Annotated in this window: 14 protein-coding genes; 8 read left to right on the top strand and 6 right to left on the bottom strand. The window is 69.1% G+C overall.

Features of this window, described 5'->3' with window-relative positions; translation table 11 throughout:
* The first annotated feature begins 276 nt into the window (after positions 1-276).
* The 3 genes from WMF28_RS20365 to WMF28_RS20375 all read left to right on the top strand — a co-directional run bounded on the left by WMF28_RS20365 (position 277) and on the right by WMF28_RS20375 (position 6009).
* Positions 277-1227 carry a PAS domain S-box protein gene (locus tag WMF28_RS20365; RefSeq protein ID WP_437603922.1) on the top strand — a complete coding sequence of 317 codons (951 nt, stop codon included), beginning with the start codon at positions 277-279 and terminating at the stop codon, positions 1225-1227.
* Between the two features lie 118 nt (positions 1228-1345).
* Positions 1346-2887 (top strand): NCS1 family nucleobase:cation symporter-1, encoded by a 1542-nt coding sequence (locus WMF28_RS20370; RefSeq protein WP_437603923.1) that lies wholly within the window; start codon positions 1346-1348, stop codon positions 2885-2887.
* Between the two features lie 329 nt (positions 2888-3216).
* Positions 3217-6009: a hypothetical protein gene (locus WMF28_RS20375; RefSeq protein WP_437603924.1), complete on the top strand. Its 2793-nt coding sequence runs from the start codon at positions 3217-3219 to the stop codon at positions 6007-6009.
* A 21-nt stretch (positions 6010-6030) separates the two neighbouring features.
* Here WMF28_RS20375 and WMF28_RS20380 read toward each other — a convergent pair whose 3' ends face one another.
* Together WMF28_RS20380 and WMF28_RS20385 are read right to left on the bottom strand one after the other, a co-directional pair.
* Positions 6031-7830, bottom strand: a complete 1800-nt coding sequence (locus WMF28_RS20380) for a CotH kinase family protein (RefSeq protein ID WP_437603925.1) — start codon at positions 7828-7830, stop codon at positions 6031-6033.
* A gap of 230 nt (positions 7831-8060) precedes the next feature.
* Positions 8061-8663, bottom strand: coding sequence for a TetR/AcrR family transcriptional regulator (locus WMF28_RS20385; protein WP_437603926.1), 603 nt, complete (start codon positions 8661-8663; stop codon positions 8061-8063).
* A gap of 157 nt (positions 8664-8820) precedes the next feature.
* On the opposite strand from WMF28_RS20385, the gene WMF28_RS20390 reads away from it, so the two are divergent.
* From WMF28_RS20390 to WMF28_RS20400, 3 genes are all read left to right on the top strand, one after another.
* Positions 8821-11349 (top strand): PEP/pyruvate-binding domain-containing protein, encoded by a 2529-nt coding sequence (locus WMF28_RS20390; protein ID WP_437603927.1) that lies wholly within the window; start codon positions 8821-8823, stop codon positions 11347-11349.
* The gene (locus WMF28_RS20395) at positions 11342-12769 is read left to right on the top strand and encodes an MFS transporter (RefSeq protein ID WP_437603928.1); all 1428 of its coding nucleotides are present in this window, start codon (positions 11342-11344) and stop codon (positions 12767-12769) included. Before WMF28_RS20390 ends, WMF28_RS20395 begins: the two co-directional genes overlap by 8 nt.
* Before the next feature lie 82 nt (positions 12770-12851).
* On the top strand, positions 12852-13742 hold the full coding sequence (locus WMF28_RS20400; protein WP_437603929.1) for a class I SAM-dependent methyltransferase: 891 nt from the start codon (positions 12852-12854) through the stop codon (positions 13740-13742).
* 56 nt (positions 13743-13798) lie between these two features.
* On the opposite strand, the gene WMF28_RS20405 is transcribed toward WMF28_RS20400, so the two are convergent.
* Complete coding sequence (locus WMF28_RS20405) at positions 13799-14713, bottom strand: SDR family oxidoreductase (RefSeq protein ID WP_437603930.1); 915 nt, start codon at positions 14711-14713, stop codon at positions 13799-13801.
* 269 nt (positions 14714-14982) lie between these two features.
* Between WMF28_RS20405 and WMF28_RS20410 the strand changes: the two genes are divergently transcribed.
* The gene (locus tag WMF28_RS20410; RefSeq protein ID WP_437603931.1) at positions 14983-20055 is read left to right on the top strand and encodes a protein kinase domain-containing protein; all 5073 of its coding nucleotides are present in this window, start codon (positions 14983-14985) and stop codon (positions 20053-20055) included.
* Positions 20056-20243: 188 nt separating this feature from the next.
* Here WMF28_RS20410 and WMF28_RS20415 read toward each other — a convergent pair whose 3' ends face one another.
* Entirely contained in the window at positions 20244-21410 is a 1167-nt protein-coding gene (locus WMF28_RS20415; protein ID WP_437603932.1) for a hypothetical protein, read from the bottom strand.
* Between the two features lie 889 nt (positions 21411-22299).
* Here WMF28_RS20415 and WMF28_RS20420 point away from each other — a divergent pair.
* Positions 22300-22866 (top strand): hypothetical protein, encoded by a 567-nt coding sequence (locus WMF28_RS20420; protein ID WP_437603933.1) that lies wholly within the window; start codon positions 22300-22302, stop codon positions 22864-22866.
* 296 nt (positions 22867-23162) lie between these two features.
* Here WMF28_RS20420 and WMF28_RS20425 read toward each other — a convergent pair whose 3' ends face one another.
* Positions 23163-23984, bottom strand: a complete 822-nt coding sequence (locus WMF28_RS20425) for a hypothetical protein (RefSeq protein WP_437603934.1) — start codon at positions 23982-23984, stop codon at positions 23163-23165.
* Positions 23985-24205: 221 nt separating this feature from the next.
* The gene (locus tag WMF28_RS20430) at positions 24206-25837 is read right to left on the bottom strand and encodes a DUF1552 domain-containing protein (protein ID WP_437603935.1); all 1632 of its coding nucleotides are present in this window, start codon (positions 25835-25837) and stop codon (positions 24206-24208) included.
* Between the last annotated feature and the right edge of the window lies 1 nt (position 25838).

The following is a 25838-nucleotide window of genomic DNA, read 5'->3' on the forward strand; positions in this document are numbered from 1 at the left end:
TTCCCCCGAGGCGTCCCCTCGTCCCCAGCCGGCCCATCTGCCTCGACGAAGGGCTCCCGACCGGCAGTGACACCGGCACCGCCTTCAACCACGACCCACCACGACGCTGCGCAACGGTGCGCTCGGGTGCGCCGACCGAGCGGCATCGTGCAGGGCGATCGGAGCCGCTGTGCGCAACGAGCCGACGGCCAAAGTTCACCCAGGACGGCCATCCTTTTGGTAGGCTGGCGGAGAACGGCGCCGCTGTCCGCCGGCGCTTCGAAGGGCCACGGGATCATGGACGATGGCGATGCGAGAACTGGCACGACAGCAGAGGCGGAGCTGGAGAAGCTCCGCCGGCGCAATGCCGAGCTCGAGCAGGAGCTCGCCGAGAAGCGGCGAGTGGAGGTCGCCCTGCGAGAGAGCGAGGCCCGTTACCGGGGCATCGTCGAGGACCAGACCGAGCTCATTTGCCGCTTCCGGATGGATGGCACGCTGACCTTCGTCAACGACGTGTACTGCCGGTACTTCGACAAGACGCGGGAGGAGCTGGTCGGCCATCACTTCACGCCGCTCGTCCCCGACGAGGACCAGCGCCTCCTCGATCAGCAGTTCGCGAAGCTCGGCCCCGAGAACCCGATCGTCCACACCGAGCACCGGGTCGTGCACCCCGACGGCTCGGTCCGCTGGATGCACTGGACCAACCGCGCCCCGCTCGGCGAGGGGGGTGCGCACGCCGAGTTCCAGGCGATCGGCGTCGACGTCACCGATCGCCGGGAGGCGGAGGACGAGGTGAAGCGCCTCAACGCCGAGCTCGAGCTGCGCGTGGCGGAGAAGACGCTGCGGCTCGAGCAGATGGTTCGCGAGCTGTCGGCCCCGCTCATGCCGGTGGCGGATCAGGTCATCGCGATGCCGCTGATCGGCTTCCTCGACAGCGCCCGCGCCACGGCGGCGCTCGAGACCCTCCTCCACGGGGTCGTCGCGCACAACGCCACGACGGTGGTCCTGGACATCACCGGCGTGGGGATCATCGACTCCCACGTAGCCGACGCGATGATCCGGTTGGCCCAGGCGGTGAGGCTCCTCGGCGCCCAGGTGGTGCTCACCGGCATCCAGCCGCGGATCGCGCAGACGCTGGTCGCGCAGGGCGTCGGTGTAGGCGACATCGTGACGCTTCGGACCCTGAAGGAGGGGATCGCGTTCGCCCTGCGGCGTGGCCTGGCCCACCCTCAACGGCCGTCCCGCTAGCGCCGCGGAGGGCGCCTCCAGGCGGCCCGGAGCCCAGGCGTCGGTGAGGCTCGCGCGGCGCCCAGCGCTGCACCTCTCCTCTATCCGGTCCCCCGTCCTGGGTGTACCTTCATCGGTTATGGCGCAAACGCACACGACCGCCGGACCCGACGTGCGCCCCGCTGCTCACGACGCAAGAGCCAGCGACGGCGTCCAGGGGACAGAAGGCGAGTTCGACCCCCGCTACATCAACGACGACATCGCGCCAGTGCGCCTGGATCAGCGCAAATGGGGGACAAAGGACATCGCCGCACTGTGGATCGCCATGTGCGCCTGCACCCCCACGTACATGCTCGCCTCGGGTCTGATCGCCGAGGGCATGAGCTGGGCGCAGGCCGAGCTCACGATACTCCTCGGCAACGTCATCGTGCTTCTGCCCATGATCCTCAACGCGCACGCGGGCACGAAGTACGGCATTCCATTTCCCGTCTACTGCCGGAGCGCCTTCGGCGTCCGAGGGGCCAACGTGCCGGCGGTGCTACGAGCCCTCGTGGCCTGCGGCTGGTTCGGGATCGGAACATGGCTCGGCGGGTGGGCCATCTACAAGATCGTCGCCGTCTTCGTCCCATCGATAGAGCAGATGCCGGCGACGCCGCTCGGCATCAACACCCCCCAGCTCGCCTGCTTCCTGCTGTTCTGGGGCATCAACGTCTGGATCATTCACCTGGGCATCGAGTCGATCCGGATCCTGCTCAACATCAAGGCGCCCCTGCTGGTCGGCCTCGGCCTCTTGCTGCTCCTCTGGGCCTACAACCGCGCCGGCGGGTTCGGCCCCATGCTCGAGAAGCCGTCGGCCTTCGCGGCGGGGCAACCCAGGGAGGGCCAGCTCTGGAGCTTCTTCCTCCCTGCGCTGACAGGGATGGTCGGCTTCTGGTCTACCCTGGCGCTCAACATTCCCGACTTCACGCGCTACGCGCGCTCCCAGCGCGCTCAGGCCCTCGGGCAGGCCATCGGCCTGCCGCCCACCATGGCGTTCTTCTCGTTCATCGGCGTCGCCGTCACCTCCGCCACGGTCGTCATCTACGGCGAGACTATCTGGGACCCGGTCGTCCTCCTCGCCCGCTTCGAGAGCCCCATCGTCTTGATCGTCTCGCTCGCGGCGCTCAGCATCGCCAACCTGGCGACCAACATCGCCGCGAACGTGGTGAGCCCGGCCAACGACTTCTCGAACCTCTGGCCGTCGCGGATCTCCTTCCGCACCGGCGGCCTCATCACCGGCGTCGTCGGGATCCTGATGCAGCCCTGGCGGCTCGTCAGCGATCCCACGGGGTACATCTTCACCTGGCTCGTCGGCTACTCGGCGCTGCTCGGCCCCGTCGGCGCGATCCTGATCGCAGAGTATTACGTGATCCGGAGGACCCAGCTCGATCTCGTCCAGCTCTACAGGCGGGAGGGGCCCTACTGGTACACGCACGGGTGGAACCCCATCGCGATCGTCGCCCTCGTCGCCGGGGTCCTGCCCAATTTGCCTGGCTTCCTCGGCACCATCCACGTCGTGACGGTCGCCGGCGCATGGATGGAGTTCTACCATTACGCGTGGTTCTCGGGCTTCGCGATCTCGTTCGTGGTCTACGTCGCCCTCACGCTGATGCGTCGCCCGGCCAGGCGCGCCGCGGCTTGATCCTCGCTGCTCGCCCCGGGGCGCGAGATCTCATCATCCATTGACACCGGCGGCGAAGGCCGCGTCCCCGGCGCGCGACGCGCACCGCCGAAGAAACGCGCGCTCCCTCACCACAGCGACAAGACGTCCTCGCGACTGCGTCGTGGCTGTGCGTCATGCCCCTACCATCGAAGACCTGTAGCGCCTCATGGAGCGCTCCTCCCACGAGGGGATCTCACACTAGAAAAGTGTCTTATCAAACAACCTCATCATAATTTTACACTTCACGCTTGATCGGCGGCTGCATCTTTATGTCATCATTGAATGTTCCTTCAGCCTCCGAGGTGCCCATGAAGAAGCTCGTTTTCCTGTCGCTCCCGGCGCTCGTCATCGCCGCCTGCGGCGACACCGGCACGATGGTCGACGAATCCCCGCTGGTCGACGAACCCCCGGCGACGGCGAGCGCCCCGAGCGCGCTCACCGCCCCACGGCCCTACACCCTCTTCGAGAGCGGCCAGGTCCGCCCTCTCGCCCTCTCGCCCGACGGATCGACGCTCTTCGCCGTCAACACGCCGGATAACCGGCTGGAGATCTTCAAGGTCAGGCGGGGCAGCCTCGTGCACCGCGGCTCGGTCGCCGTCGGCCTCGAGCCCGTCGCGGTCGCGGCCCGCAGCGACGACGAGGTCTGGGTCGTCAACCACCTCTCCGACAGCGTGAGCGTCGTCGACGTCTCGACGCCCAGGAAGGCCCGCGTGGTGCGCACCCTGCTCGTCGGCGACGAGCCTCGCGACATCGTCTTCGCCGGCGCCGGCAAGGGCCGCGCCTTCATCACCACCGCGCACCGCGGCCAGAACAGCCCTGTGGATCCGGCGCTCACCACGCCGGGCGTGGGCCGCGCCGACGTCTGGGTCTTCTCCGCGGCGAGCCCGAGCCCCGCGCCGCTGACCATCATCACCCTCTTCAGCGACACGCCGCGCGCGCTCGCCGCCACGCCCGACGGCGCGCGCGTCTATGCGGCGGCCTTCCACTCCGGCAACCGCACAACGGTGGTGGAGACCAACCTGGTGAACCTGGGCCACGGCCTGCCCCCGCCGACCACCAACGCCGCCAGCGCCGCGCAGCCGTCAGCGCCCCTCATCGTCAAATTCGACGGCCAGCACTGGGTAGACGAGCTGAATCGAACCTGGGACGACAAGGTGAACTTCGCGCTGCCCGACAAGGACGTCTTCGTCCTCGACGCCATGGCCGACCCGCCCGCGCAGGTCGCGGGCGCCGCGGGCGCCTTCCAGGGCGTCGGCACGGTCCTCTACAACATGGCCGTCAACCCGGTGAGCGGCCGCGTCTACGTGGCCAACACCGAGGCGTTCAACGAGCAGCGCTTCGAGGGCGCCGGCGTCTTCGCCGGCCACACCGTGCGCGGCCGCTTCAACCACAACCGCATCACGGTGCTCGATCCGGCGACGGGCGGCGTGGCCCCACGGCACCTGAACAAGCACATCGACTACAACACGTGCTGCGCCCCGATCCCGAGCGCCGAGAACGCGAAGAGCCTCGCGCTGCCCCAGGGCATGGCCGTCTCGGGAAACGGAAAGAAGCTCTACGTCGCCGCGCTCGGCTCGGACAAGATCGGTGTCTTCTCGACCGCGGCGCTCGAGGCCGACACCTTCGTGCCCAAGCTCTCCCACCAGATCCCGGTCTCCGGCGGCGGGCCGACCGGCGTGGTGCTGGACGAGGCGCGCAAGCAGCTCTACGTCCTCACGCGCTTCGACAACTCCATCTCGATCATCGACGTCAAGGACCGGGCCGAGGTCGCCCACGTGCCCATGTACAGCCCCGAGCCGGAGAGCGTGGTCAACGGCCGGCGCTTCCTCTACGACGCCTCGTTCTCGTCGAGCCACGGTGACTCGGCCTGCGCGAGCTGCCATGTCGACGGCGACGTCGACAGCCTGGCGTGGGACCTCGGCGACCCGGACGCGGTGACCACGCCGATGCCAGGGCCCTTCGTGCTCGATCCAGCGCTCTTCGGCCAGCCCGCCGAGTTCGCCGCCCTCAAGGGGCCGATGACGACGCAGAGCCTTCGCGGGATGGCCAACCACGGTCCGATGCACTGGCGCGGAGACCGCACCGGCGGGAACGACGCGCCGAGCGCGCAGCCGGACAGCGGCACCTTCGACGAGGACGCCGCGTTCAAGAAGTTCAATGTCGCCTTCGTCGGCCTGCTCGGGCGGAGCGCGCCCATCTCCGGGGCGGACATGCAGGCGTTCACCGACTTCATCCTCCAGGTGATGTATCCGCCCAACCCCATTCGGGGGCTGGACAACACGCTCACCCCCGACCAGGCGGCGGGCAAGGCCTTCTTCACCGAGCCGGGCGGCGCGTGCAGTACGTGCCATGTGCTCGATCCCGCGGGCAACGCCGAGCACGGAGTTCCATTTCCCGGCTTCTTCGGGACCGACGGGCGCTACACGTTCGACTTCATCTTCCAGAGCTTCAAGGTCGCCCAGCTGCGCAACGTCTACCAGAAGGTGGGCATGTTCGGCATGGTGCAGAACCCCCGCTTCAACAACCGAGACCACCAGTTCATGGGCGATCAGATCCGCGGGTTCGGCGTCGCCCACGACGGGACGGTGGATACGGTCTTCCGCTTCGACGATCAGGCCGGCTTCAACGAGGCCCCCGGGGTCGCCGGCTTCCCTCCGGGCGAGCCAGGCGACGTGCTGCGCCGGCAGGTGACTTCCTTCCTGCACGCCTTCGACACAAACCTGGCGCCCATTGTGGGCCAGCAGGCGACGCTCGCCGGCGCCGGCGACACGGCGGCCGGGCAGCGCGTGGATCTCCTGATCGCGCGCGCCGACGCGGGCGAGTGCGATCTCGTCGTGAAGCGCCGCGTGGGCAAGGAGGAGGTGGGCTTCCTCTACCAGGGCGACGGCACGTTCCGCCGGAACAGGGCGGGGCGCGCGGCGATCAGCGAGGCGGCGCTGCGCCAGCGCGCGACCGCGGGGAGCCCGCTGACCTACACCTGCGCGCCGCCCGGCTCGGGGGTGCGGATGGCGATCGACCGTGACGGCGATGGAGCACTCGACGGCGACGAGGTGGACGCGGAGACCGATCCGGCGGATCCGGCGAGCACGCCTGGCGGCTGAGCCCGGCCCCCCCCTGGCGCATCACTGCGCGAGGTACGCAGCCACGTCCGCCGGACGCTCCTTGGCGTGAGCGATCAGCGTGGCGAGGCCGTTGTCGAAGTCCTCGGGCGACGCGAGGTGCGTGTGCCCCTCGATCTCGCCATCCGGCCCGACGACGTACGGCGCGATCAGCTCGTGCGCCGCCCTGAACCACGCCTCGGTCTTGGCCGGCTCGTACTCCTTCTCCGCGGCCTGCTTCACGTAGCCGCGGTAGACCTCGAGATAGACCGGATCGTCGAGCAGGAAGCGGATGAGCGGCCAGTTCTCGTTCACCTCGTCCATCGAGAGGGGCAGCGCCTTCAGCCCGATGTTCGCGCCCGCTGAGTCGGGGTCCGTCCACGCGAAGGTGTGGTCCCACGGGATCCACGCGAATTGCCCGTTCTTGTTCGGGTCCGAATACATGTAGTAGTTGTGCGGCAGGCGGCCGTACACGTCCCAGTCCTCGATCACCGCGTTCAGCGCCATCCAGTGCAGGAAGCCGTCGACGTCGAGGCGCGCCTCGAGCCCCGCGCGCCAGGCGGCGGCGTCGGTCCTGTCGGCGTGCAGCGCGTCGAACAGCGCGCGCGCGTCCGAGAAATCGGCCTCGTCCTCGTTGTTCTCCTTGACGAGGGTGTCGGGATCCCACGTCGCCCACCGCGCGCCGGTGCCGTCAGGCTTGTAGAGGTTGCCCTTGTGGCCGCCGAAATGGGTGTCGAGGAACGACTCGTCCGACGGGAGCTCGATCCCGGTGTACAGCCCGAAATAGACAGGCCCGTCGCCGTGATCGATGAAGACCCGGTAGAACGCGGTCGCGGGCGCGGGGATCCCCGCCTTGGCGAAGATGTCGGTGCCGAGCTTCTCGCGCAGGAGCGACGGATCCAGGTAGCCGCTGGCGAACGACAGCGCGTCGAACCCGTAGAAGCGCTGATTCTTTGTCTCGGGGTAGGTGTCCTCGAACTTGTCGAAATTGAGGCGCAGCGGCAGCTTCCAGTTCCCCTGGTTCCAGGGCAGGAGCAGGCTCGAGTTGCCCTTGAAGCGGATGCCGACGTGCTGCCATTGCCGATCCTCGGTGGCGACGTCGCACTCGACGTAGGCCGGCGTGCGCGGGAGCAGCTCGACGCTGCTGATGAGCCCGGGATCGCCGCCCGGCCCGGCCGGCATGCAGGTCAGGCCGGCGTCGTGCTCCGTGCACGTCCCCAAGGTGTCGGTCCCGAAGAGCGAGATCGTGCAGATGGCGTCCGCTGCGAGCCCGTCGCAGGCCGCGATCCAGTCCGGCGGCGGGGTGAATTCCCCGGGGTCTTGCGGCTTCGGCTGGCAGGTCAGGCCGCCGGGGAGCTCGGTGCACGACCCCTCGGCCTCGGTCCCGAAGAGCGCGATCATGCAGTCATCGCCGGCCACGAGCCCGTTGCAGGCGTCGATCCACTCCTGCGGCGGCTCGAATCCGCCTGGCCCGCCTTGCGCGCCGAACTCGCCGACCATGTCCGTCATGTCGGCGACCATCTCCTGCCACTTCTCGGGCGCGATGGTGATGTCGAGGCGGGGCACCCGGTCCTGCGGGAACGCGGCAGCGTAATCGGGCGCCTCGTTGGTGCTGCCGCCCGCCTCGCCGCCTTGCCCTGTACCGCCCGCGCCGGTGCCGTTCCCGCCCGCGCCGCCCCCGCCCCCGCCCGCGCCGCCCCCGCCGCTGCTCGTGCCGGCGCCCGTCCCGGTCGCAGCGGGATCGTCGGATCCGCCGCAGCCCACCAGGGGCGCGGCAGCCAACGCGGCGAAAGGCAATAGATAATGCAGACTTCGTAAGTTCATCGATCGCTCCTCAGCTCGGCGGTCCGTGGCGATCTTATGTCAGCAGCGCATCGATCTCGTGACGAAATCCGCGCCGAGGCCAGATGTGCAGCGGTTCAGACGCAGGCAGAGCGGATAATTCCACATGAGATGTAGAGCGGATAATTCTATATGAGATGAAGACGGGTAATGTGATGTGCCTCCAATATGGAGCCAGGCGGCCGCGCCCGTCGGGCGCGGCGCGCCGCGCGTCACGGTCGCTCCGCCGCGGGCGCGAGCGTTCGATGGACCGCGTCGATCGCGAACGTGAGATAGGCCCGGTTCTCGGCCCGGTCGAACCCCTGGTTCGAGAGGTGCTGGTGGAACGGCCGGAAGTGCAGCGCGCCGAGGAAGAGGTCGGCCGCGTGCTCCGGGGGGGCGGGACGCAGGAGGCCGCAGGCGATCGCGCGCGAGAACCACGCGACCACCTCGCGCCGCGCGCGGACCGGCGGCAGGTCCTCGCGCCGGTCGGCCATGGACTCGACGTGCATGCCGGCCGAGCGGAGCACCGCGAGGCACGGCACGATGCGCTCGAGGTAGGCGGAGATCTCCTCGCCGAGCTCGAGGAGCTGGATCCGCGCGTCACGGTCGTCCGGGCCCGCCCGCGCGCGCGCCATCCACGGCGGATCGAACGGCGGCAGCAGCGCGGCGCGCAGGAGCTGCTCCTTGGTGCCGAAGCGCTGGAACAGCACCCCGTGCGAGATACCGAGCCGCTCGGCGATGAGCATCGTCGAGACGCCCGCGCCGTGCTCCAGAAAGCACGCGCGCGCCTCCTCGAGGATCTGCGCGTCGGTGATGTTGCGCGGCCTTGCCATTCATAAGTATCATGATACTTACTGCGTGACGTCACAATGTATTTCAGGTGACAATCGACGCTGGCGGCTCGAGCGAGGCGCTGCCCGGCGGGCGGGCGAACGCCGGGGAGCTCGGGACGCGGGCGAAGCGACCTTTCTTGGCCGAAGGAGATGCCTGATGCTTGTTCATCGCTTGAGCCAGCTATCCCGAGTCGACCTCGCCACGGCGGGCGGCAAGGGTGCCAACCTCGGTGAGCTGCTCCAGCTCGGGCTGGCCGTGCCGCCGGGGTTCGTCGTGAGCGCTGGCGCGTATGCGGAGCAGGCGCGCGCATGGGGGCTCGCCGACCGCCTCTCGGCGCACCTCGCCGCGAGCGGCTGGGACGCGGCCGCCTCGGAGGCCGCGGCGCTCTTCGAGCGGGGCGCGATGTTGCCCGGGATGGAGAGCGCGGTCCGAGACGCGTACCGCGAGCTCGGCGCGCCGCCGGTCGCCGTTCGCTCCTCGGCGACGGCGGAGGACCTCGCCGACGCGTCGTTCGCGGGCCAGCACGAGACGTACCTCGACGTGGCGGGAGAGGACGAGCTGCTCCTCGCGCTGCGGCGGTGCTGGGCGTCCCTCTGGAGCCCGCGGGCCCTCGGTTACCGAGCGGCGCGCGGCATCGATCACCTGGGGGTCCACATCGCCGTGGTGGTGCAGCGCATGGTGCCGGCCGAGTTCGCCGGCGTCCTGTTCACCGTCGACCCGGTGGCCCAGCGCGCCGACCGCATGCTCCTGGAGGTCGCCCCGGGCCTCGGCGAGGCCGTTGTGTCAGGGCACACGACCGGCGATGTGTACCGCCTGCGGCGCGCGCCGTTCGCCGGAGCCGCGGCGCCCGGCTCGGACAGGCCGAACGGGGCCGCGAGCCCCGGCACGGACGACCTCGCGATCGACGACCGCGACCGCCGGGAGGCCGGCCGCCCCGCGCCGAGCGACGCCCTGGTGCTCGAGCTGGGCCGCATCGGGCTCCGCCTCGAGGCCCACTTCGGCTGCCCGCAGGACGTGGAGTTCGCCTTCGTCGGGGGCTCCATCCACCTCCTCCAGTCGCGCCCGATCACCACGCTCGGCACGGCCGAGCTCGAGCCCCTCCCCCCGCCCCCGCAGCTCAACCGCCTGCAGCGGAGGATGCTCGAGGCCAACGACAACGACCGGTTCCCCATCGCCCCCAGGCCGCTCGATCAATGGGGCTTCCGGGTGACGCTCCCCGCGCTCGTGCGCATGGTGCGCTTCCTGGGGGTCGACGTGGACGAGGCCGAGGAGCGCGCGTGGGTCGACCAGCTGTGGCGCCCGGTCTTCGTCCCTCCGCGGATGCGACCCACCCTCCGCTTGCTCCGGCTGCCGCAGAAGGTCGCGGCCAGCCTGCGCTACGACGCGATGGCGTGGTGGGAGAGCGACGGGTTCAAGCGGCTCCAGGAGGCCTGCGCGCCGGTCGATCTCCGCGCGCTGGACGACGCCGCGCTCCTCCGCCGCGCCGACCGGATCGGGGAGACAACGACCGCCGTCCTGGGCGAGCGGTTCGAGCGGAACGCCAGCCAGCTGGCCGCGATCGCCCTCCGCGTTCCGGTCATCGTCGCCGTGGGACCGAGGCGGGCAGCGGCCGCCATGAGCGACCTCGTCGCGGGCCTGCACACCCGGACGTCCGACGTCAACCTGGCGCTCTTCCACCTCGCGCGCCGGGCGGCGAGCGCCGGGCCGGAGCTCGCCGGCGCGATCCGGGAAGGACGCCCCGAGGCCCTCCGCGAATCGGAGGCCGGCCGGGCTTACCTGGCCGAGGTCGAGGCGTTCCTTGACGAGCACGGGCACCGGGAGACCACGGGGCTCTACCTCTCGGCGCCGACGTGGCGCCAGGATCCCGCGCCCGTGTGGGGGCTGCTGCGCGGCCTGCTCGACGCCACGAGGCCGCCGTCCGAGGAGGCCGGGCTCGCGCGCTACCGGGCGACGCTCGAGGAGGTCACCCGCGGGATCCGCTTCGTACCGGGTCTGCCCGACGCGTTCCGCCGCACCCTCGAGCGGCTGCGGAGCGCGATCGTCTTCCGGGAGCGCACGCACTTCGATGTTGTGCGCTCGTACTCGGCGCTCCAGGCGATCGTGGCCGAGATCGCGCGTCGCCTCGGCGAGCGCGGGCGCCTGCCGAGCCCTGACGACGTCTTCTACCTGACGGAAGCCGAGGTCCGGGGGTGGCTCCAGGGGGAGGCGCCGCCGCTCGACGAGGTGAGGCGGCTCGTTCGACGGCGGCGCGCGACGTACGGGGTGGTCAACGCGAGGTGGCAGAAGAGCGCGCTCGGGGCGGGCGCGGGGCGCGCCTCGGGCGACGAGCTCCGCGGCATCGGGGCGTCGTCCGGGGTGGTCCGCGGCAAGGCGCGCCTCGTGCGGGACGAGCGGGAGTTCGAGCGGCTGAAGGCGGGGGAGATCCTTGTCTGCCGCTACACGAACCCCGCGTGGACGCCGCTCTTCACGCTGGCCGCGGGCGTCGTGACGGACGCCGGCGGCGCCGTCTCCCACGCGGCCATCGTCGCGCGCGAGTACGGGATCCCGGCGGTGCTGGGGGCCGCCGGGGCGACCGAGCGCATCACGGACGGCCAGGAGATCCTCGTGGACGGGACGGAGGGCCGGGTGACGCTCCTGCGCCAGGGCGACCGTCAGGGCGGCGCGAGCGAGCTCGCCCGTGGCTGAGCCTCTGGCCGAGCCTCCGTCGCGCCCGCCGGCGTCCGTGCCTGAGCCTCCGTCGCGCCTGCCGGTGCGGCTCCTCGCCGCCATCGCCCTCTCGACGGCGCTCGCGCCGCTCAACTCCACGATGATCGCCGTGGCGCTGCCGGAGATGTCGCGCACGCTTCGCGTCGACTCCGGCGCGCTCCGGCAGGCGCTCGTGACGAGCTACCTGCTCACGAACATCGTCCTGCAGAGCCCCGGCGGGAAGCTCGGCGATCGCCTCGGCCACCGGCGCGCGCTCGGGCTGGGCCAGCTCCTCCTGGCGGCCGGGGCCGCGCTCGCCTACTTCTGGCCGGTCCTCCCGGTGCTCGCCGTGTCGCGCGTCGTGATGGCCGCGGGCGGCGCGATCGTGGTCCCGAGCGCGACGGCCATGCTCCGCACGGAGCTGCCGCCCGAGGTGCGCGGGCGCGCCTTCGGCGCCTTCGGGGCGGTGATGGGGCTGTCGGCGGGCACCGGACCGGCGATCGGGGCGCTGCTCGTGGGGACCTTCGGGTGGACCTCGATCTTCCTCGCGAACGTCCCGGTGCTGCTCCTCTCCGCCGCGCTCGCGCACGTCGGCGCGCCGCCGCGTCCCGCGGCCATGAAGCCCGCCGCGCCGCGCTCGCCGTTCGACGTCGTGGGCTCGGTGCTGCTGGGCGCGTCGCTCATCGGGCTCGCCCTCGGCCTCGAGGCCGCCCACCTCCGCTGGGCCGCGGTGCTCGGCGCGCTGGGCTTCGTGCCCTTCGTGCTCTGGGAGCGGCGCGCCGCGGACCCCATCATCGACTTCTCGCTGTTCAGGCGGCGCGCGTTCGTCGGCGGCAGCCTGCTCATCGCGCTCCAGAACTTCGCCATGTACGCGACGATCTTCGAGCTGCCGCAGGTGGCGGGGCGGCTGTTCCACGTCGGGCCGCGCGACGTCGGCACGACGCTGCTGGCCATGATGGGGACGATGGTGGTCGTCTCGCCCTTCGCGGGGCGCGGCTCCGATCGCTTCGGGGCGCGGGCGGTGGCGCTCGCCGGCTGCTCGCTCGCCGTGGCCGGCATGGTCCTGCTCGCGGTGCGGCCGCTGGACGCGCTCACGGACGCGGTCCCCGCGCTCGTGATGCTCGGCGCCGGCCTCGGCCTGACGTCCGCGCCGTCGCAGGCCGCGGCGATGAGCGACGTCCCGCGGGAGAAGAGCGGAATGGCCGCAGGCCTGACCTCGACGATGCGCTACATGGGGGGCATCGCCGGCCTCACCGTGCTCGGCCTCGTCCTCACCGACCACCCGGCGGGCGACGTGGTGATGCGCGAGCACACGATGGCCACGTCCATCTTCGGCGCGGCGCTGCTCCTGACGATCGGCTGCGCCTTCCTCCTTCCCGGCCGGGCCGCGGCGCCGGCGGCGGCGGCGGGATCACGATAGAGCGGTCTCACGAGGAGAGGCGGCGAGCCGCAGGCGGCGGGCCCCTGGGACCGGCGCGCCAGGTTCGTGGTAGGGAGCGCGGATGAGCCGCCGCCCTCGCCTCGCCGCCTCCTGCGCCGTCCTCACCGCCCTCCTCAGCAGCTGCAGCGCCACGCCTGACGCTGCCGCGCCGGGCAGCGGGGGGCGGCGCGAGGCCGCGAGCGGCGCGCAGGCCGCCCACGCGGGCCATGCCCCGTCGCCCGGTCAGCAAGGCGCCGGTCACGCCGGCCACGGCGCCGGGCACGGCCACCACGCAGCGCAGGGCCACCACGCAGCCGGGCACGGCCACCACGCAGCGCAGGGCCACCACGCAGGGCGCGCGCACGGCGCCGGGCCGCTCGTCCACCGCTTCGAGCGGGCCGACGACTGGGTGGCGGCCTTCGAAGGCCCCGAGCGCGACGCCTGGCAGAAGCCGGCGGAGGTCATCGCCGCCATGCAGATCGCCCCGGGCATGCGGGTCGCGGATCTGGGGGCCGGCACGGGCTACTTCCTGCCGCACCTCGCCCGCGCGGTCGGGCCGACCGGCGCGGTCATCGGCCTCGACATCGAGCGGGACATGGTCCGCTACATGGCGGAGCGCGCGGCCCGCGAGCGCCTCGCCAACGTCACCGCGCGCGAGGTCCGCCCCGACGATCCCGGGCTCGAGCCCGGCTCGGTCGACCGCATCCTCGTGGTGAACACCTGGCATCACATCCCCGATCGCCCCGCCTACACGGCGAAGCTGAAGGCCGCGCTCCGCCCGGACGGCGCGGTGGTCGTCGTCGACTTCACCGAGGCCGCGCGCCGCGGCCCCCCGAAGGATCACCGCATCACCGCCGAGGCGGTCGCCGCCGAGCTCCGCGCCGGGGGCCTCTCGCCCCAGATCGTCGCGGAGGAGCTGCCCGAGCAGTACATCGTCGTGGGCCGGCGCGCCGGCGCGGGCGAGGCGCGCTGACGCGGGCGGAGCGGCCGGGTGCGACCCGCTCGGGACAGGGCTCGCCGAGGCGCCGGCTATCGATAGCCGGTGACGTCGGCGGGCTTGCCGGCGTCCTGGACCTCGACGAGGTACCGCCACGCGTCGGGCTGGCTGCCGTCCACGTCGGTGAAGCCATAGACCCGCGCGAGTTGGCCGCTCGACAGCGACTGCCCGGACCACCGGGCCACCTCCGGGTCGGCCGCGAGCGCCGCCACCGCCCGGCCGACGTAAGCGGGGGTCTCCGAGATCGCGAAGTGGGGCTGCTTCGCGAGCGCGTCGCGCCAGCGCTCCTCGGTGACCCCGTAATGACCCATCATGATCTCCGAGCGCAGCCAGCCGGGCGTCAGCGCGACGGCCGTGCCGCCGTGGGCCCGCAGCTCCTCGGCCTGGGCGAACGCCATGCGGAGGACCGCGGTCTTGGCGAGGTCGTAGAAGAACGAGACGCGGTAGTGCCCTGCATTGTAGTCGGCCGTGCCGTCCGTGATCTCGACGACCAGGCCGCCCGGCCTCTTGATGAGCAGCGGAAGGGCATGGTGGCTCGTGAGGATGTGGGTATCGATGGCCAGCCGCAGCAGCCGCATCCCGCTGTCCAGCGAGTGCTCCCATAGCGGCTTGTTCCACTCGAACAGGTGCTCGCCGCCCCACACGTCGTTGACCAGCACGTCGAGCCGGCCCTGCTCCCGCTCGATGCGCGCCACGAGCTCCCGGACCTGCTCGCGCTCCAGGTGATCCACCTGCACCGCGATCCCCTTGCCCCCCGCCCGGGTGACCCGCTCGGCGGTCTCCTCGATCGTCTCGGGTCGATCCATCTCCGAGCGCTGCGCGCGCGTGGTGCGGCCCGTGGCGTACACCGTCGCGCCCGCCGCCCCCAGCTCGACCGCGATCCCCCTGCCCGCGCCGCGCGTCGCGCCCGCGACGAGCGCCACCTTGCCATGAAGTGCTCCGCTCATGCTCCATCGTCTCCTTTCCTTGCCAGGACGCGTGTGAGGGTCGCACGGAAATCCTGACACCTCCTGTCAGGTATTCCGGGACCGCCGCGATGCTCGGCGAGGGGGGCGGAGGTCGTGCTGGAGCGTCGCACTCGACAGCAGATGGCACGCGCGTCCAGTCGCCACCACGACACCTGCCCATCGATGCGACGTTTATCCACCACGTGGTACCTCGAGCGATCACGCGGTGCCGCTTGATGCAGCGCGGAGAAGCGCTCTACAAGTAAATTATGATCAGTATCCCCGGGTACACTCTCACCGGTCTCATCCACGAATCTGCCGCGTCGACCGTGTACCGAGGAGTTCGAAACGACGACCACGCCCCCGTCGCGGTCAAGCGCCTCAGGAACGAGCGCCCGGCGCCGGCCGAGCTCGCGAGGCTTCGCTACGAGTACGCCATCGCCAAGGAGCTCGCGCTGCCCGGCGTCGTGAAGGTCCTGGGCGTCGTGAAGACGGGGGCGAGCCTTTCGCTCATCATGGAAGATGCCGGAGCCTGCGCGCTCCATGAGCTCATCGGCGCGCGCTCCCTGACCCTCCAGGACACGCTCCGGATCGCGATCTCCGTCGCGAGCACGCTGGAATCCATCCATCGCGGCGGTGTCATTCACATGGACATCAAACCGCAGAATATCATGGTCGAGCCGTCCACGGGGAACGCCAAGATCATGGACTTCGGCAGCGCCACCCGCCTCTCGCAGGAGGCGCAGCGGTCGAAGAGCCCAGCCGCCTTCGAGGGCACCCTGGCGTACATGTCCCCGGAGCAGACCGGACGGATGAACCGCGTGATCGACCTGCGCACGGATCTCTATTCCCTGGGGGTCACCCTGTACGAGATGGTGACAGGCAGGCTCCCCTTCCCGACGAAGGATCTCCTGGAGCTCGTGCACTGCCACATCGCCAGGCTCCCGCCGCCGCCGGCGCAGGTCTCGCCCGACGTACCGCGCCCCGTCTCCGACATCATCATGAAGCTCCTCGCGAAGAGCCCCGATGATCGGTTCCAGGGCGCCTACGGGCTCAGGATGGATCTCGTCGAGTGCCTCACGCAGCTCGACGCGACGTCGAGGATCGAGCCGTTCGAGCTCGGGCGCCACGATTACGTGGACGCGCTCCGGATCCCGCAGAGGGTCTACGGCCGCGAGGCGGAGCTCGCCGTCCTCGAAGGCACGTGGCGGCGCATCAGCCAGGGCGCGAGCGAGCTGCTCCTCGTGTCCGGCCACGCCGGGATCGGCAAGTCGCTCCTCGTCGGCGAGATCCAGAAATCCGTCGCGCAGGGCAACGGAACCATCGTCGCCGGCAAGTTCGACCAGATCAACCGGACCGTCCCCTACGCGACCGTGGCGCACGTCTTCCGGGAGCTCGTCCGCGCCCTCTTGACCGAGCCCGCGGAGGCGCTCGCGCGCTGGGCCGAGAAGATCGCGACCGCCGTCGGGCAGAATGGCCAGCTCCTCATCGATCTCATCCCCGAGCTCGAGCTCATCCTCGGCCCCCAGCCCGCTGTCACGCCGCTCGGCCCGACCGAGGCCCAGGCTCGCTTCCACCTCGCGTTCCAGAGATTCTGCGGCGCCATCCCCGCCCAGGAGCACCCCCTCGTCATCTTCCTCGATGACCTGCAATGGGCAGATCCGGCCTCGCTCAAGCTCCTCGAGCAGCTCCTGACCGCAGCGGAGATCAAGCACCTGCTCGTGATCGGCGCGTACCGGCAGAACGAGGTCGACGAGAGCCACCTGTTCTCGATCACCCTGGCGGAGCTGCGCAAGGCCGGGGTGACCGTCGGGGAGATCGACCTCAAGCCGCTCGATCTCCCCGTCGTGACGCGCCTCCTCGCCGACGCCCTCTCCTGCGATCCCGCGCGGGCCGAGCCGCTCGCGCGTCATGTCATGACCAAGACCCACGGCAACCCGTTCTTCATGAACCAGTTCATGAAGGCGCTGCACGCCGAGAAGCTCGTCGCCTTCGACCCGGCCCTGCACGAGTGGACGTGGGATCTGCCGCGCATCCAGCAGATGAAGGTCACGGAGAACGTCGTCGACTTCATGACGGGCAGGCTCCGGGAGCTCGACGAGCGCGCGCATCGCATCCTCACGCTCGCCGCGTGCATCGGGTATCGCTTCGACCTGAAGACGCTCGCGATCGTGGACGGCAAGCCGCGCCGGGAGGTGGCAGGCGAGCTCTCGGCGGCGCTCCGCGAGGGTCTGGTCCTCGCCGTCGGCGCCGACTCCAGGTTCTTCGACGCGGCCCTCCACGGCGCGATGATCGGCGAGGCCGACGAGCCGGAGCTCTCGGTCGACGCCTCCTACCGGTTCTTGCACGACCGCGTGCAGCAAGCGGCCTACCGGCTCCTCGACGACCCCCGCAAGCAGGAGATCCACCTCCAGATCGGGCGGCTCATGCTCGCGGAGAGCGACCCCGGCGACGCGGAGGGCAACGTCTTCGAGATCGCGACCCACATGAACCTCGGGTCGCCGCGGATCGACGATCCGGGAGAGCGCGTCACGCTGGCGCGGCTGAACCTCGAGGCGGGCAGGAGGGCGAAGGCCGGCGCGGCGTACGAGGCGGCCGCGAGCTACTTCGAGGCCGGCACGGCGACGCTCGGTCCGAGGCGCTGGGACGAGCAGCACGACCTCACCTTCGCGCTGACCACCGGGCTCGCGGAGTGCCTGTGCCTGACAGGCCAGTTCGACGCCGGAGAGCGGCTGTTCGACGCCCTCCTCGAGCACGCGAGATCCCGGCTGGACAGCGCGCAGATCCGCAACCTGCGCATGTCGTTCCACCTGATGCGCGGCAATCTCTCCGACGTCGTGCGGTGCGGCCTCGAGGCGCTCGCGCTGCTCGGGGTCGACATCCCCACGGCGGCCGAGGAGCAACGCGCGCGGCTCGGCAGGGAGCTCGATGCGATGCAGGCCCACCTCGCAGGCCGCCAGATCACCGATCTGCTGGGGCTGCCCACCGCCGCCGATCCGGAGAAGCAGACCCTCCTCCGCCTGCTCGCCGACATGACGCAGCCCGCCTCCGCGCTCGGGCTGCCGGTCCTCGGTCCGCTCACGCTCATCATGCAGATCAACCTCGCGATCGAGCACGGGAACTCGAGCACGTCCGCGTACGCGTACGTGCTCTATGCGGTGCTCCTGATCGACGGCGTCTTCGAGCCGAGGACCGCGGAGGACCGGTACAAGGAAGCCTACCAGTTCGCCAAGGTCGGTATCGAGCTGAACGAGCGCATCCCCAACCCGCGCATCGCGTGCATGCTCCTCACGACCTTCGCGTCCATCCTCCATTTCTTCGAGCCGCTCCGGGACACGATCAAGCTCCTGACCCGCTCCCGGCAGGCCGGCCTGGAGTCCGGAGATCTGGCCTACGCGTCGTATTGCTGCATTCACATGATCTCGGCGAGCCTGGGCCTCGGCGACGATCTCGGCGCGGTCGCCGAGGAGATCGAGCAGGATCTCGCGCTCATGCGGAGGACGAACGACAAGCTCACGACGCTCATCCTCACGTGCGCAAGGCAGGTCGTCGCGAACCTCACGGGGGGCACCGCCGGGGCGCACACCCTGAGCGACGGCGCCTTCGACGAGGCCGCCTTCGCCGGCGCCGTCTCGGCCCCGGAGCTCACCTACGTGGCCGCCTGGTACCACACGCAGAAGATCCAGCTGGCCTATCTGTACGGCGACCAGGGCGCCGTGCGCTCGCTGATGGCCACCGTGGAGAAGATGACCGCCGGCTGCGTGAACAACTTCTGGGCGACCGAGCTCGTCTTCTATTCGTGCCTGAGCCTCGCCGCCTCGTGCGACGGAGCGCCGGCCCCAGAGAAGGAGCGGCTCGTGGCGACGATCTCGACGGAGCGGGAGAAGCTCGCCCGTTGGGCCGAGCTCTGCCCCCGGAACTACGCGCACAAGCACCTCCTCGTCGCGGCGGAGATCGCGCGCGTCTCGGGCGACGACAGGCACGCCGCGGCGCTGCTCTACGACAGGGCGATCGAGGCCGCCGAGGAGGCCGGGTTCACGCGCGACCAGGCGATAGCGAGCGAGCTCGCCGCGAAGTTCTACCGCGGAAGCGGCTTCACCCGGTGCGCTCGGGCCTACATGACCGACGCCCACCACGGCTACATGCAGTGGGGAGCGACCGCCAAGGCGGACCGCCTGGCGGCCGAGGCGCCGCACCTCGTGCAGCGGATCGACCTCGCGTCGGCGCCGCCCGGCGTGCTCGAGCTCGCCCGGACCACGATCCAGACCACCTCGACGACGAGGCTCAGCACCGGCGTGCTCGACGTCGAGGCGGTCATCCGGGCCGCTCAGGCCATCGCCGGCGAGGTCGTCCTCGACAGCGTGGTCCACCGGCTGCTCGACATCGCGATCCAGAACGCGGGCGCGAAGAAGGGGGTCCTCGTCCTGGAGCGCGATCAACAGCTGATGATCGAGGCGTCCATCACGGTGGATCCCAGCACGGTGAAGGTGGGTCAGCTCGTCCCCGTCGAGGGCAGCGCCGAGGTCCCGTCCTCGGTCGTGCAGTACGTCGCGAGGACGAGGCTGCCGGTGGTCCTCGCGGACGCGAGCCAGGAGCCTCGCTTCGCCGCGGACGCCTATGTCGCCGCGCACAACCCGAGATCGATCCTCTGCCTGGCGATGGTGCACCAGGGTCGCACGACCGGCGTTCTCTACCTGGAGAACAGCACGGCGACAAACGTGTTCACGCCGGCCCGGCTGGAGCTGTCGAAGCTGCTCCTGGCGCAGGCGGCGACCGCGGTGGAGAACGCCGTGCTCTACGCGCACCTGCACAGGCGCACGGAGGCGCTGCACCGCGCCGAGGAGCAGCTCCGGGTCGAGTTCTCGGAGCGGGAGCGGAGCGAGCTGGCCCGCGTGGAGCTCCAGGAGGAGATCATCCGCGTGCAGAACGCCCGCCTCGCGGAGCTCTCCACGCCCATCATCCCGCTCTCCGACCGGATCATGGTGATGCCGCTCATCGGGATGATGGACAGCCAGCGGGCGCAGCAGGTCCTGAGCACGGCGCTCAAGGGGGTCGAATCGACCGGCGCCGAGGTCGTGATCATCGATATCACCGGCGTGAGGACGGTCGACACCGACGTCGCGGGCACGCTGATCAACACCGCCGTCGCCCTCCGGCTGCTCGGGGCGCAGGCGGTGATCACAGGCATCCGCCCCGACGTCGCCCAGACGCTCACCTGCTTGCAGATCGATTTCGGCGCGGTGGTCACGCAGGGGACGCTCCAGAGCGGCATCGCCTACGCCCTGCAGCGGGTGGGGCGCCCCGGCGCGCTCCTCGGCGCGCGCGCGCGAACATCACGCTGAAGTGCTGCGCCGACGCGCAGCCCACGTCGATCGCGATGGCCGTCAGGCTGTCGTCGCCCGGAAGAAGCCAGGCGACACGATCGCTTTGTTGGCCCCTACGACGAGTGGCCCAACCCATAGCTGCCCCGGCTTGTGACGCTCGTGTCCAGCCGGTATCTTCCCGGCTGGACACCTCTCTTCAGAAGCGATCAGAGCCCAAAAGACACGCCATCAAGCGACAGGAACATCGAGGCGACGCTCAGACCGGGGGAGTCGACGGTCACGACGCCGCTCGTGCTGACGACGATCCTCGCGGGCACCGGGCCGTATGCAGCCGCCACCAAGTAGACGGTCGTCGGCGGCCACATGCCCGAGGGGAGCGTGGCCACCGTGGCGCTCGTTCCACCGGAAATGGCGCCCTGGAAACGAACGACCCCCCCGTACGTGCCCACCTTGACAGATCGCGCTGAGTAGGGGCCCCAGTCGTTGTCCAGATCCAGCGGGACGCTGCCGTCGAGCGTGTTGGAGAAAGACACGCCTTCGAGCGACGTGCCGCTGTTCGCGGCCACGGAGCTCCCGTTGACGTAGACGTCGCCATTCGAATAGATGGTGAGTTGTCCCCAGGTCTGACCGCCGAGGGTCGTGGGCACATAGACGTTGTTGCCGGGACGAAACTCGGCGTCAAGGTTGAATAGAAATCCGTCGTAACTGGTCGGATAGCTGTTTGTCAGCAGACCCTGGAAACGAACGAAGCCGTCCACCTCCTTTACATAGGCTCCCCATAGGTTTGTCCCACCGACCCGAAACCCGTACAATGGTCCCCAATCACCTTCCGGTTCGAGCGGCGTCTCCGTTCCGGCGCTCTGGTCAAAGGAGACACCGTCCAGCGAGGTGAGGGTTTTCGCCGCTGGCCCCGGCCCGAGCGGAGACTCGCCGTCCTGAAGGATATGCGCCGCGCCGTTGAGATCGAAGTGAATCGTCCCGCCCACGCCGCCGGACAGGACAACCCTCAGATCGAGGTTGGAGGCAGGAGAAGGCAGGAAACTGGTCGGCCCGGTCGGCAAGGTGAAGGGGGAGTCGCTCGTCGGGTTGGTTGCTTTCAGAGCCCCCCGGAACGTCACGACTCCGTTGACCCTTCCGATGGCGGGAGGGTAGGTGCTGCCCCAATAGTTTTGCCAACCGTTGCCGAGCGCCAAGGTCGTCCAACCGTCAGTGATGGCTTCAGCGGTCTCTTCGACCTGCTCGCCCTGTTCCAGAGCTTCGAGCTGTTCGGGGCCTTCAGTCGCCACGCATCCTGCGGCTGCGAGCAACATGAAGCCGACCAGGAGGGTCGACCGCGTTCCTGACGACGTTTGAACGTTCGATGTTTGCTTCACTCTCGTCTCCCTGTCTTGATTGATGATTGATGATGGAAACCATCAGCAATCGCGCTGAATTGCTCCGATGAGCTGGACAGTTGTTTGGATAGTCAAGCGGCGGCTTCCGTCGGGAAGCCCCAGCAATGCCTCGGGGCGCGCATGCTATACACGAGCTCGGTGGCTGCGCAATGGAGTATGGCCGTCGCCGATAACGGCGGACTGGCTACCACGAGCAGTTTGACGAATAAATTCTGGTCGTGGAGCACGGCGCGTCACCGCCTGCCTGGGGGCTGCGCGGCGCTCGATCTAGGGAGCCTCGCCGGGCCCAACCCACCCGCTTCGCCGTTGACTCGGTCGGCGGCGGTCTCCCCATGACGCCGCGCGTAGACAGGGCGCATCGGGATCGTGGCCCTGTCGCACGCATCCAACCGCCGGGAGGGGCCCTGATCTCGGGAGCGACGCCTGCGCGCTGGAATCGCGCGATCGGGCGCTTCGGACGCGCGCTCCCTGCGTCGCTCTATTGCGATCGTCCTGGAGCGCCGGACAAAACCGGACCGAGCCAAGCACCCGAGCGCGGGTACACCGCCAGGCGCGGTGAGGAGCCCCACTGAGACGCTGCGACGAGGCGCAACGACGCGATGCGCCCGACCTCGGCTGCCTGGTGACGGGAGGTCTTGAGAGGCGCTCTTGGGCACGTGAGACCGGCTTGAGCGCACAGGGTACGAGTGTCAATCGACGTGTACAGCATGGCTGTACGCACGGATGACCGCCACGAACTGCTTGATTTTTCGACCGCGTTTGCTCATCCTACCCGCCCAAGAGGACGTTCCTCGCCTCGCGCAGCTCTTGCCTACATCCAACGGGAACGAGAGCTAAACCTTCTCTCTCACCATCTTCGTCGTGAACCATGAAACCTCGACTCTCAAGCTTCATCGCGGCAGCAATCATCGCCATCCTGTCACCGCTTCCAGGCTGCGCCGAAACCCCTGACGATACCGGCGGTGGAGGCACCGGCGGCTCGGATCCCGGAAGCACGAGCGCTAGTGGGTCTACCTCGAGTGGGGTCGGGGCCGGCGGTTCGGGCGGGGCTGGCTCGACCAGCGCGAGCACCGGTGGCGGCGGCTCGACCGGCAGTGGCAGCGAAATCGAGCCAACGTTCGAGACCGTGAAGTTCGTTATCGAAAACGTCACTTGTTTCGGGGCGGGTTGCCATAACGACGACATGAACCCCCTGGACTTGATGATAAACGAAGAGCTGCACACGACGATAACCTCGCACATGTCCAAGAATTGCGGCCCACTCGTCAATCTCGGCAACCCGCAAGAGAGCGCTCTCGTCAAGGTCCTAAAGGGACCGTGCGGCTCAACTCCGCGGATGCCCCTTGAGTGCGTCAACGATGAGGATCAAGCGTGCGTACCCCCCGACTACATCGAAGCGATCACGCAGTGGATCGCCGACGGCGCCCTGGAGTAGCAGGGCTCGGCGAGTAGCCGCCGACGGGTTGCGGCGCCCCACAGGCGCAGGTTGAGCGCCCGCTGCTTCAGCAAATTCCCCGTATCTATAGTCAAGGCGCATGCCGGTACTGGACCGGGCCTCACTGCCCTCCCGTGCCGTTCTGCAGCGCCCCGTCCGGCTTTGTTCAACCCGACGTTTGCGCGCGCGTGACGCGGCTCCGCACACGTGCGCCCTCGGTTGCGCGCGCGCAAACGCCTACAGGTTTGCCGACACGCCCCAGTGTCGGGGGATAGCCGCGCGACTTATGGGATGGTCTACCGCGTTGCAAGCGCGGCGGCCGGGTATGCGGCTTGATCAGGTCCGGGCGTGTCCACGGTGTTCGTCTCGAAGGCCCAGCTGCCACCCGGCGGAATGTGGACTGTGCCGCTGCCGATCGCTACGCCGAGCGGACGCCCGACGCGATTGACTGAGAAGACCGTGACGGAGGGATCGCTCACCGCTACGTCGAGTCCGTTGAGGAGCGTGCCGGTGTACGCCGTGGCGGCGCCACGAGTTACGGCCTTCACTTGGCTGATGGTGAGGCCATCGATGGGAACAACGTCGAGGGCAAAGTAAGGGCACCGGTAGACGACGTATCCTACGTCCTCGATCACGATGTCTGAGGGCAAGTCCGTCACCGCGCCCATGGTCACGTCACCTGGACCCACGCACGCAGCGATGGCGCCCGAGCCATCCGTGAGTCGATAGAAATGCTGAGTAAGCAATCCGTTGATCCCAGCTGCCAGGGACCGCTCGGTCTTGTCGTAGAGCTCAACTGAAACGGCAGCGCTGCAGGCCGGGATATCCCCGTCGTTCCTCAAGGCGGCGTAGAGTTCGGTGTTCGTTGGTCCTTTGCGAAGAGTTAGCGCGATCACGTTAAGCACGCCGTTTCCGCCAGGGAGCGCCATGACGGTGAGGTCTTCCGGAACGATGAGCGCGTCGTCACCAATGTCCCCGCCCACCCCGGCACCGCCGCTCGTTTCGCCGCCGCTGGTCTGAGTCGGCGCACCCCCGCTGCTGGAGTTCGCTTCGCTCGAACAGGCCAGCGGGAGGAGCACAGCAGCAGGGATGAGGAATCGCTTCGCCAACATGAACATGAGAAGAGATGCCCAGCCTATCGCTGTCCGCCATCGTCGGGCAGCATGGAGTCGCGAAGTGAGGCACATGATGAAGATCGGCAATATCGCGACGACGAGCAGACGGCTAAGGGCGCCGGCGCGCGGTCACCGACAACGCACAAACCCAAAGACCCCTCCGGCAAGGAGAGGTCTTTGGACCCGAGCTCGTCCGAGTGTTCAGGACGTCGCCCCGAGAGTGCTCAGGCTTTGAGCTCTGTGAACCCGCCCGGATTGTGGATCGTGGCGCCGGCGACCTTGCCCTTGCCACCGATGAAATCTTCCGTCTTGTCGGAATAGCCGAAATGGGTCACTTCCGCGGAGCCACCCTTCGCAGGGAAGCCATCCGCACCCGCCTTCACGCCCATGGCGTTCATGATGTTGCAGAAGTACTTGTTGACCGGCGCGTTGGCAATCTTCGGATCGGTTCCGGTGCCTTGATTGACACCGTTGGACTGGCCGGTACCATTGGCGCACTGCGACATACTGTTGCCGCCCGTCGGGGTCGACCCGGGGTCGACGTTGATGATCTGACCGGTCTTGAAGTAACCGCCGGCGCTACCGGCTTGGATGATCGGAGCGTTGTTGAGGTTGTGTGCGTTGCCGTCCGACATTTCGTTGAACCAGATAGCGGCGCTGCTGTCGAGGACCGTCGACCCATTCCCCTGGGGGATGCTGTCGAGCATTCTGACGAGGTTCGCGAACTTCTGCGCGTAATAGGCGTCAACCTTCAGGAGCCACTCGATCGCGTTGGGCAGGCAGCTGCCTGACATACCTGCATTGTCGAGGCGGTGCGAGAGGGAATGCGACTCCATCGTGATGTCGAGCCCCTTGAAAAGGTAATTTCCCGGGTACTTCAGGAAAATCACGGGGTTGGCGTTGCAGGCGGCCGCGAGCGCTGCGATGGCCGAATAGATATCCGCTCCATCCAGATCGCCGGAGACCTTGGTCGTGAGGGCGTCGCTGCCCAGGCTACCCGACCCCGCTTTGGAGGCGTTCGCTGCCGTCGCACCGAGCATCACGCCGAGCGCCTCGTTGCACTGCGCGGAAGCCACCACGGTTCCTGTGGAGTCGAGGAGCTCCTTCCAAGCTTCGAGCTTCTGCTTGTCGGCCCTGCTCATGTCGAACCGTTCGAGCGTCTCCAGATCATCCTTTACGAGGTCGAGAATGCTCTTGCCGCGAATCGAAGCGTAGGTGTCCGGGTTCATCGGCATCCCCGTCTGGAAGAGGCCCGTGAGGCTGCTGAAGGCCTGCGACGCGTTGAGGCCGCTGTAGGCGCGCTCGGCGGCAACGTAGGAGATCCCCGACTGAGCGGAGTCCCTCTGACCAGCCGTGTTCAAGAGCAGCGGAGTGCCTTCCGGGCTGAGCTGCTGGGCAATGACGTGATCCAGCGAAGGACCGACAGGCATTGCATTGAACTTCGTCGCGGTGTTGAAGCTGAACGGGTCGTTGCTGTTCGGAGTGACCGGCTGGCAGGTGAAGAGCGACCCCACGATCTGCGTGTGGGAGTCGTTCCCCTGTCCACGCGTCATGTTGGCGGTCCACTCGTTCATCGTGCGGATGCCGCGCGGCATGAGGAGCTTCTTCGCATAGGGAGCGAGGGGCGCGAGGCTCGTCGGCGTGAGGTCAGCAGCCGTGAGCTCACCCTGGGTCTTCGCGGGAAACCAGTTGTTCGTGACGCACCCATAGTGGGTGAACATCACGATCAGCGTTTTTCCAGCTGCAGAGGTGTCGGCCTTTGCGGTGCGTTCCCACACGGAGCTGAGGAACGGCGCAGCCAAGGCGGCTCCGCCCAGGCCACGGAGGAAGATTCTTCGGTTCAATTGCTTGCTCATG

Origin of the sequence: Sorangium sp. So ce590 (assembly GCF_051521365.1) — a bacterium.
In the GTDB taxonomy this organism is placed as follows: Bacteria; Myxococcota_A; Polyangia; order Polyangiales; family Polyangiaceae; genus Sorangium.

Excerpts from the sequence above, each read along its gene's own strand:
- WMF28_RS20365 (WP_437603922.1), top strand. The coding sequence starts at position 277 with ATGGACGATGGCGATGCGAGAACTGGCACGACAGCAGAGGCGGAGCTG.
- WMF28_RS20370 (WP_437603923.1), top strand. The coding sequence starts at position 1,346 with ATGGCGCAAACGCACACGACCGCCGGACCCGACGTGCGCCCCGCTGCT.
- WMF28_RS20375 (WP_437603924.1), top strand. The coding sequence starts at position 3,217 with ATGAAGAAGCTCGTTTTCCTGTCGCTCCCGGCGCTCGTCATCGCCGCC.
- WMF28_RS20380 (WP_437603925.1), bottom strand. The coding sequence starts at position 7,830 with ATGAACTTACGAAGTCTGCATTATCTATTGCCTTTCGCCGCGTTGGCT.
- WMF28_RS20385 (WP_437603926.1), bottom strand. The coding sequence starts at position 8,663 with ATGGCAAGGCCGCGCAACATCACCGACGCGCAGATCCTCGAGGAGGCG.
- WMF28_RS20390 (WP_437603927.1), top strand. The coding sequence starts at position 8,821 with ATGCTTGTTCATCGCTTGAGCCAGCTATCCCGAGTCGACCTCGCCACG.
- WMF28_RS20400 (WP_437603929.1), top strand. The coding sequence starts at position 12,852 with ATGAGCCGCCGCCCTCGCCTCGCCGCCTCCTGCGCCGTCCTCACCGCC.
- WMF28_RS20405 (WP_437603930.1), bottom strand. The coding sequence starts at position 14,713 with ATGAGCGGAGCACTTCATGGCAAGGTGGCGCTCGTCGCGGGCGCGACG.
- WMF28_RS20410 (WP_437603931.1), top strand. The coding sequence starts at position 14,983 with ATGATCAGTATCCCCGGGTACACTCTCACCGGTCTCATCCACGAATCT.
- WMF28_RS20420 (WP_437603933.1), top strand. The coding sequence starts at position 22,300 with ATGAAACCTCGACTCTCAAGCTTCATCGCGGCAGCAATCATCGCCATC.
- WMF28_RS20425 (WP_437603934.1), bottom strand. The coding sequence starts at position 23,984 with ATGTTCATGTTGGCGAAGCGATTCCTCATCCCTGCTGCTGTGCTCCTC.
- WMF28_RS20430 (WP_437603935.1), bottom strand. The coding sequence starts at position 25,837 with ATGAGCAAGCAATTGAACCGAAGAATCTTCCTCCGTGGCCTGGGCGGA.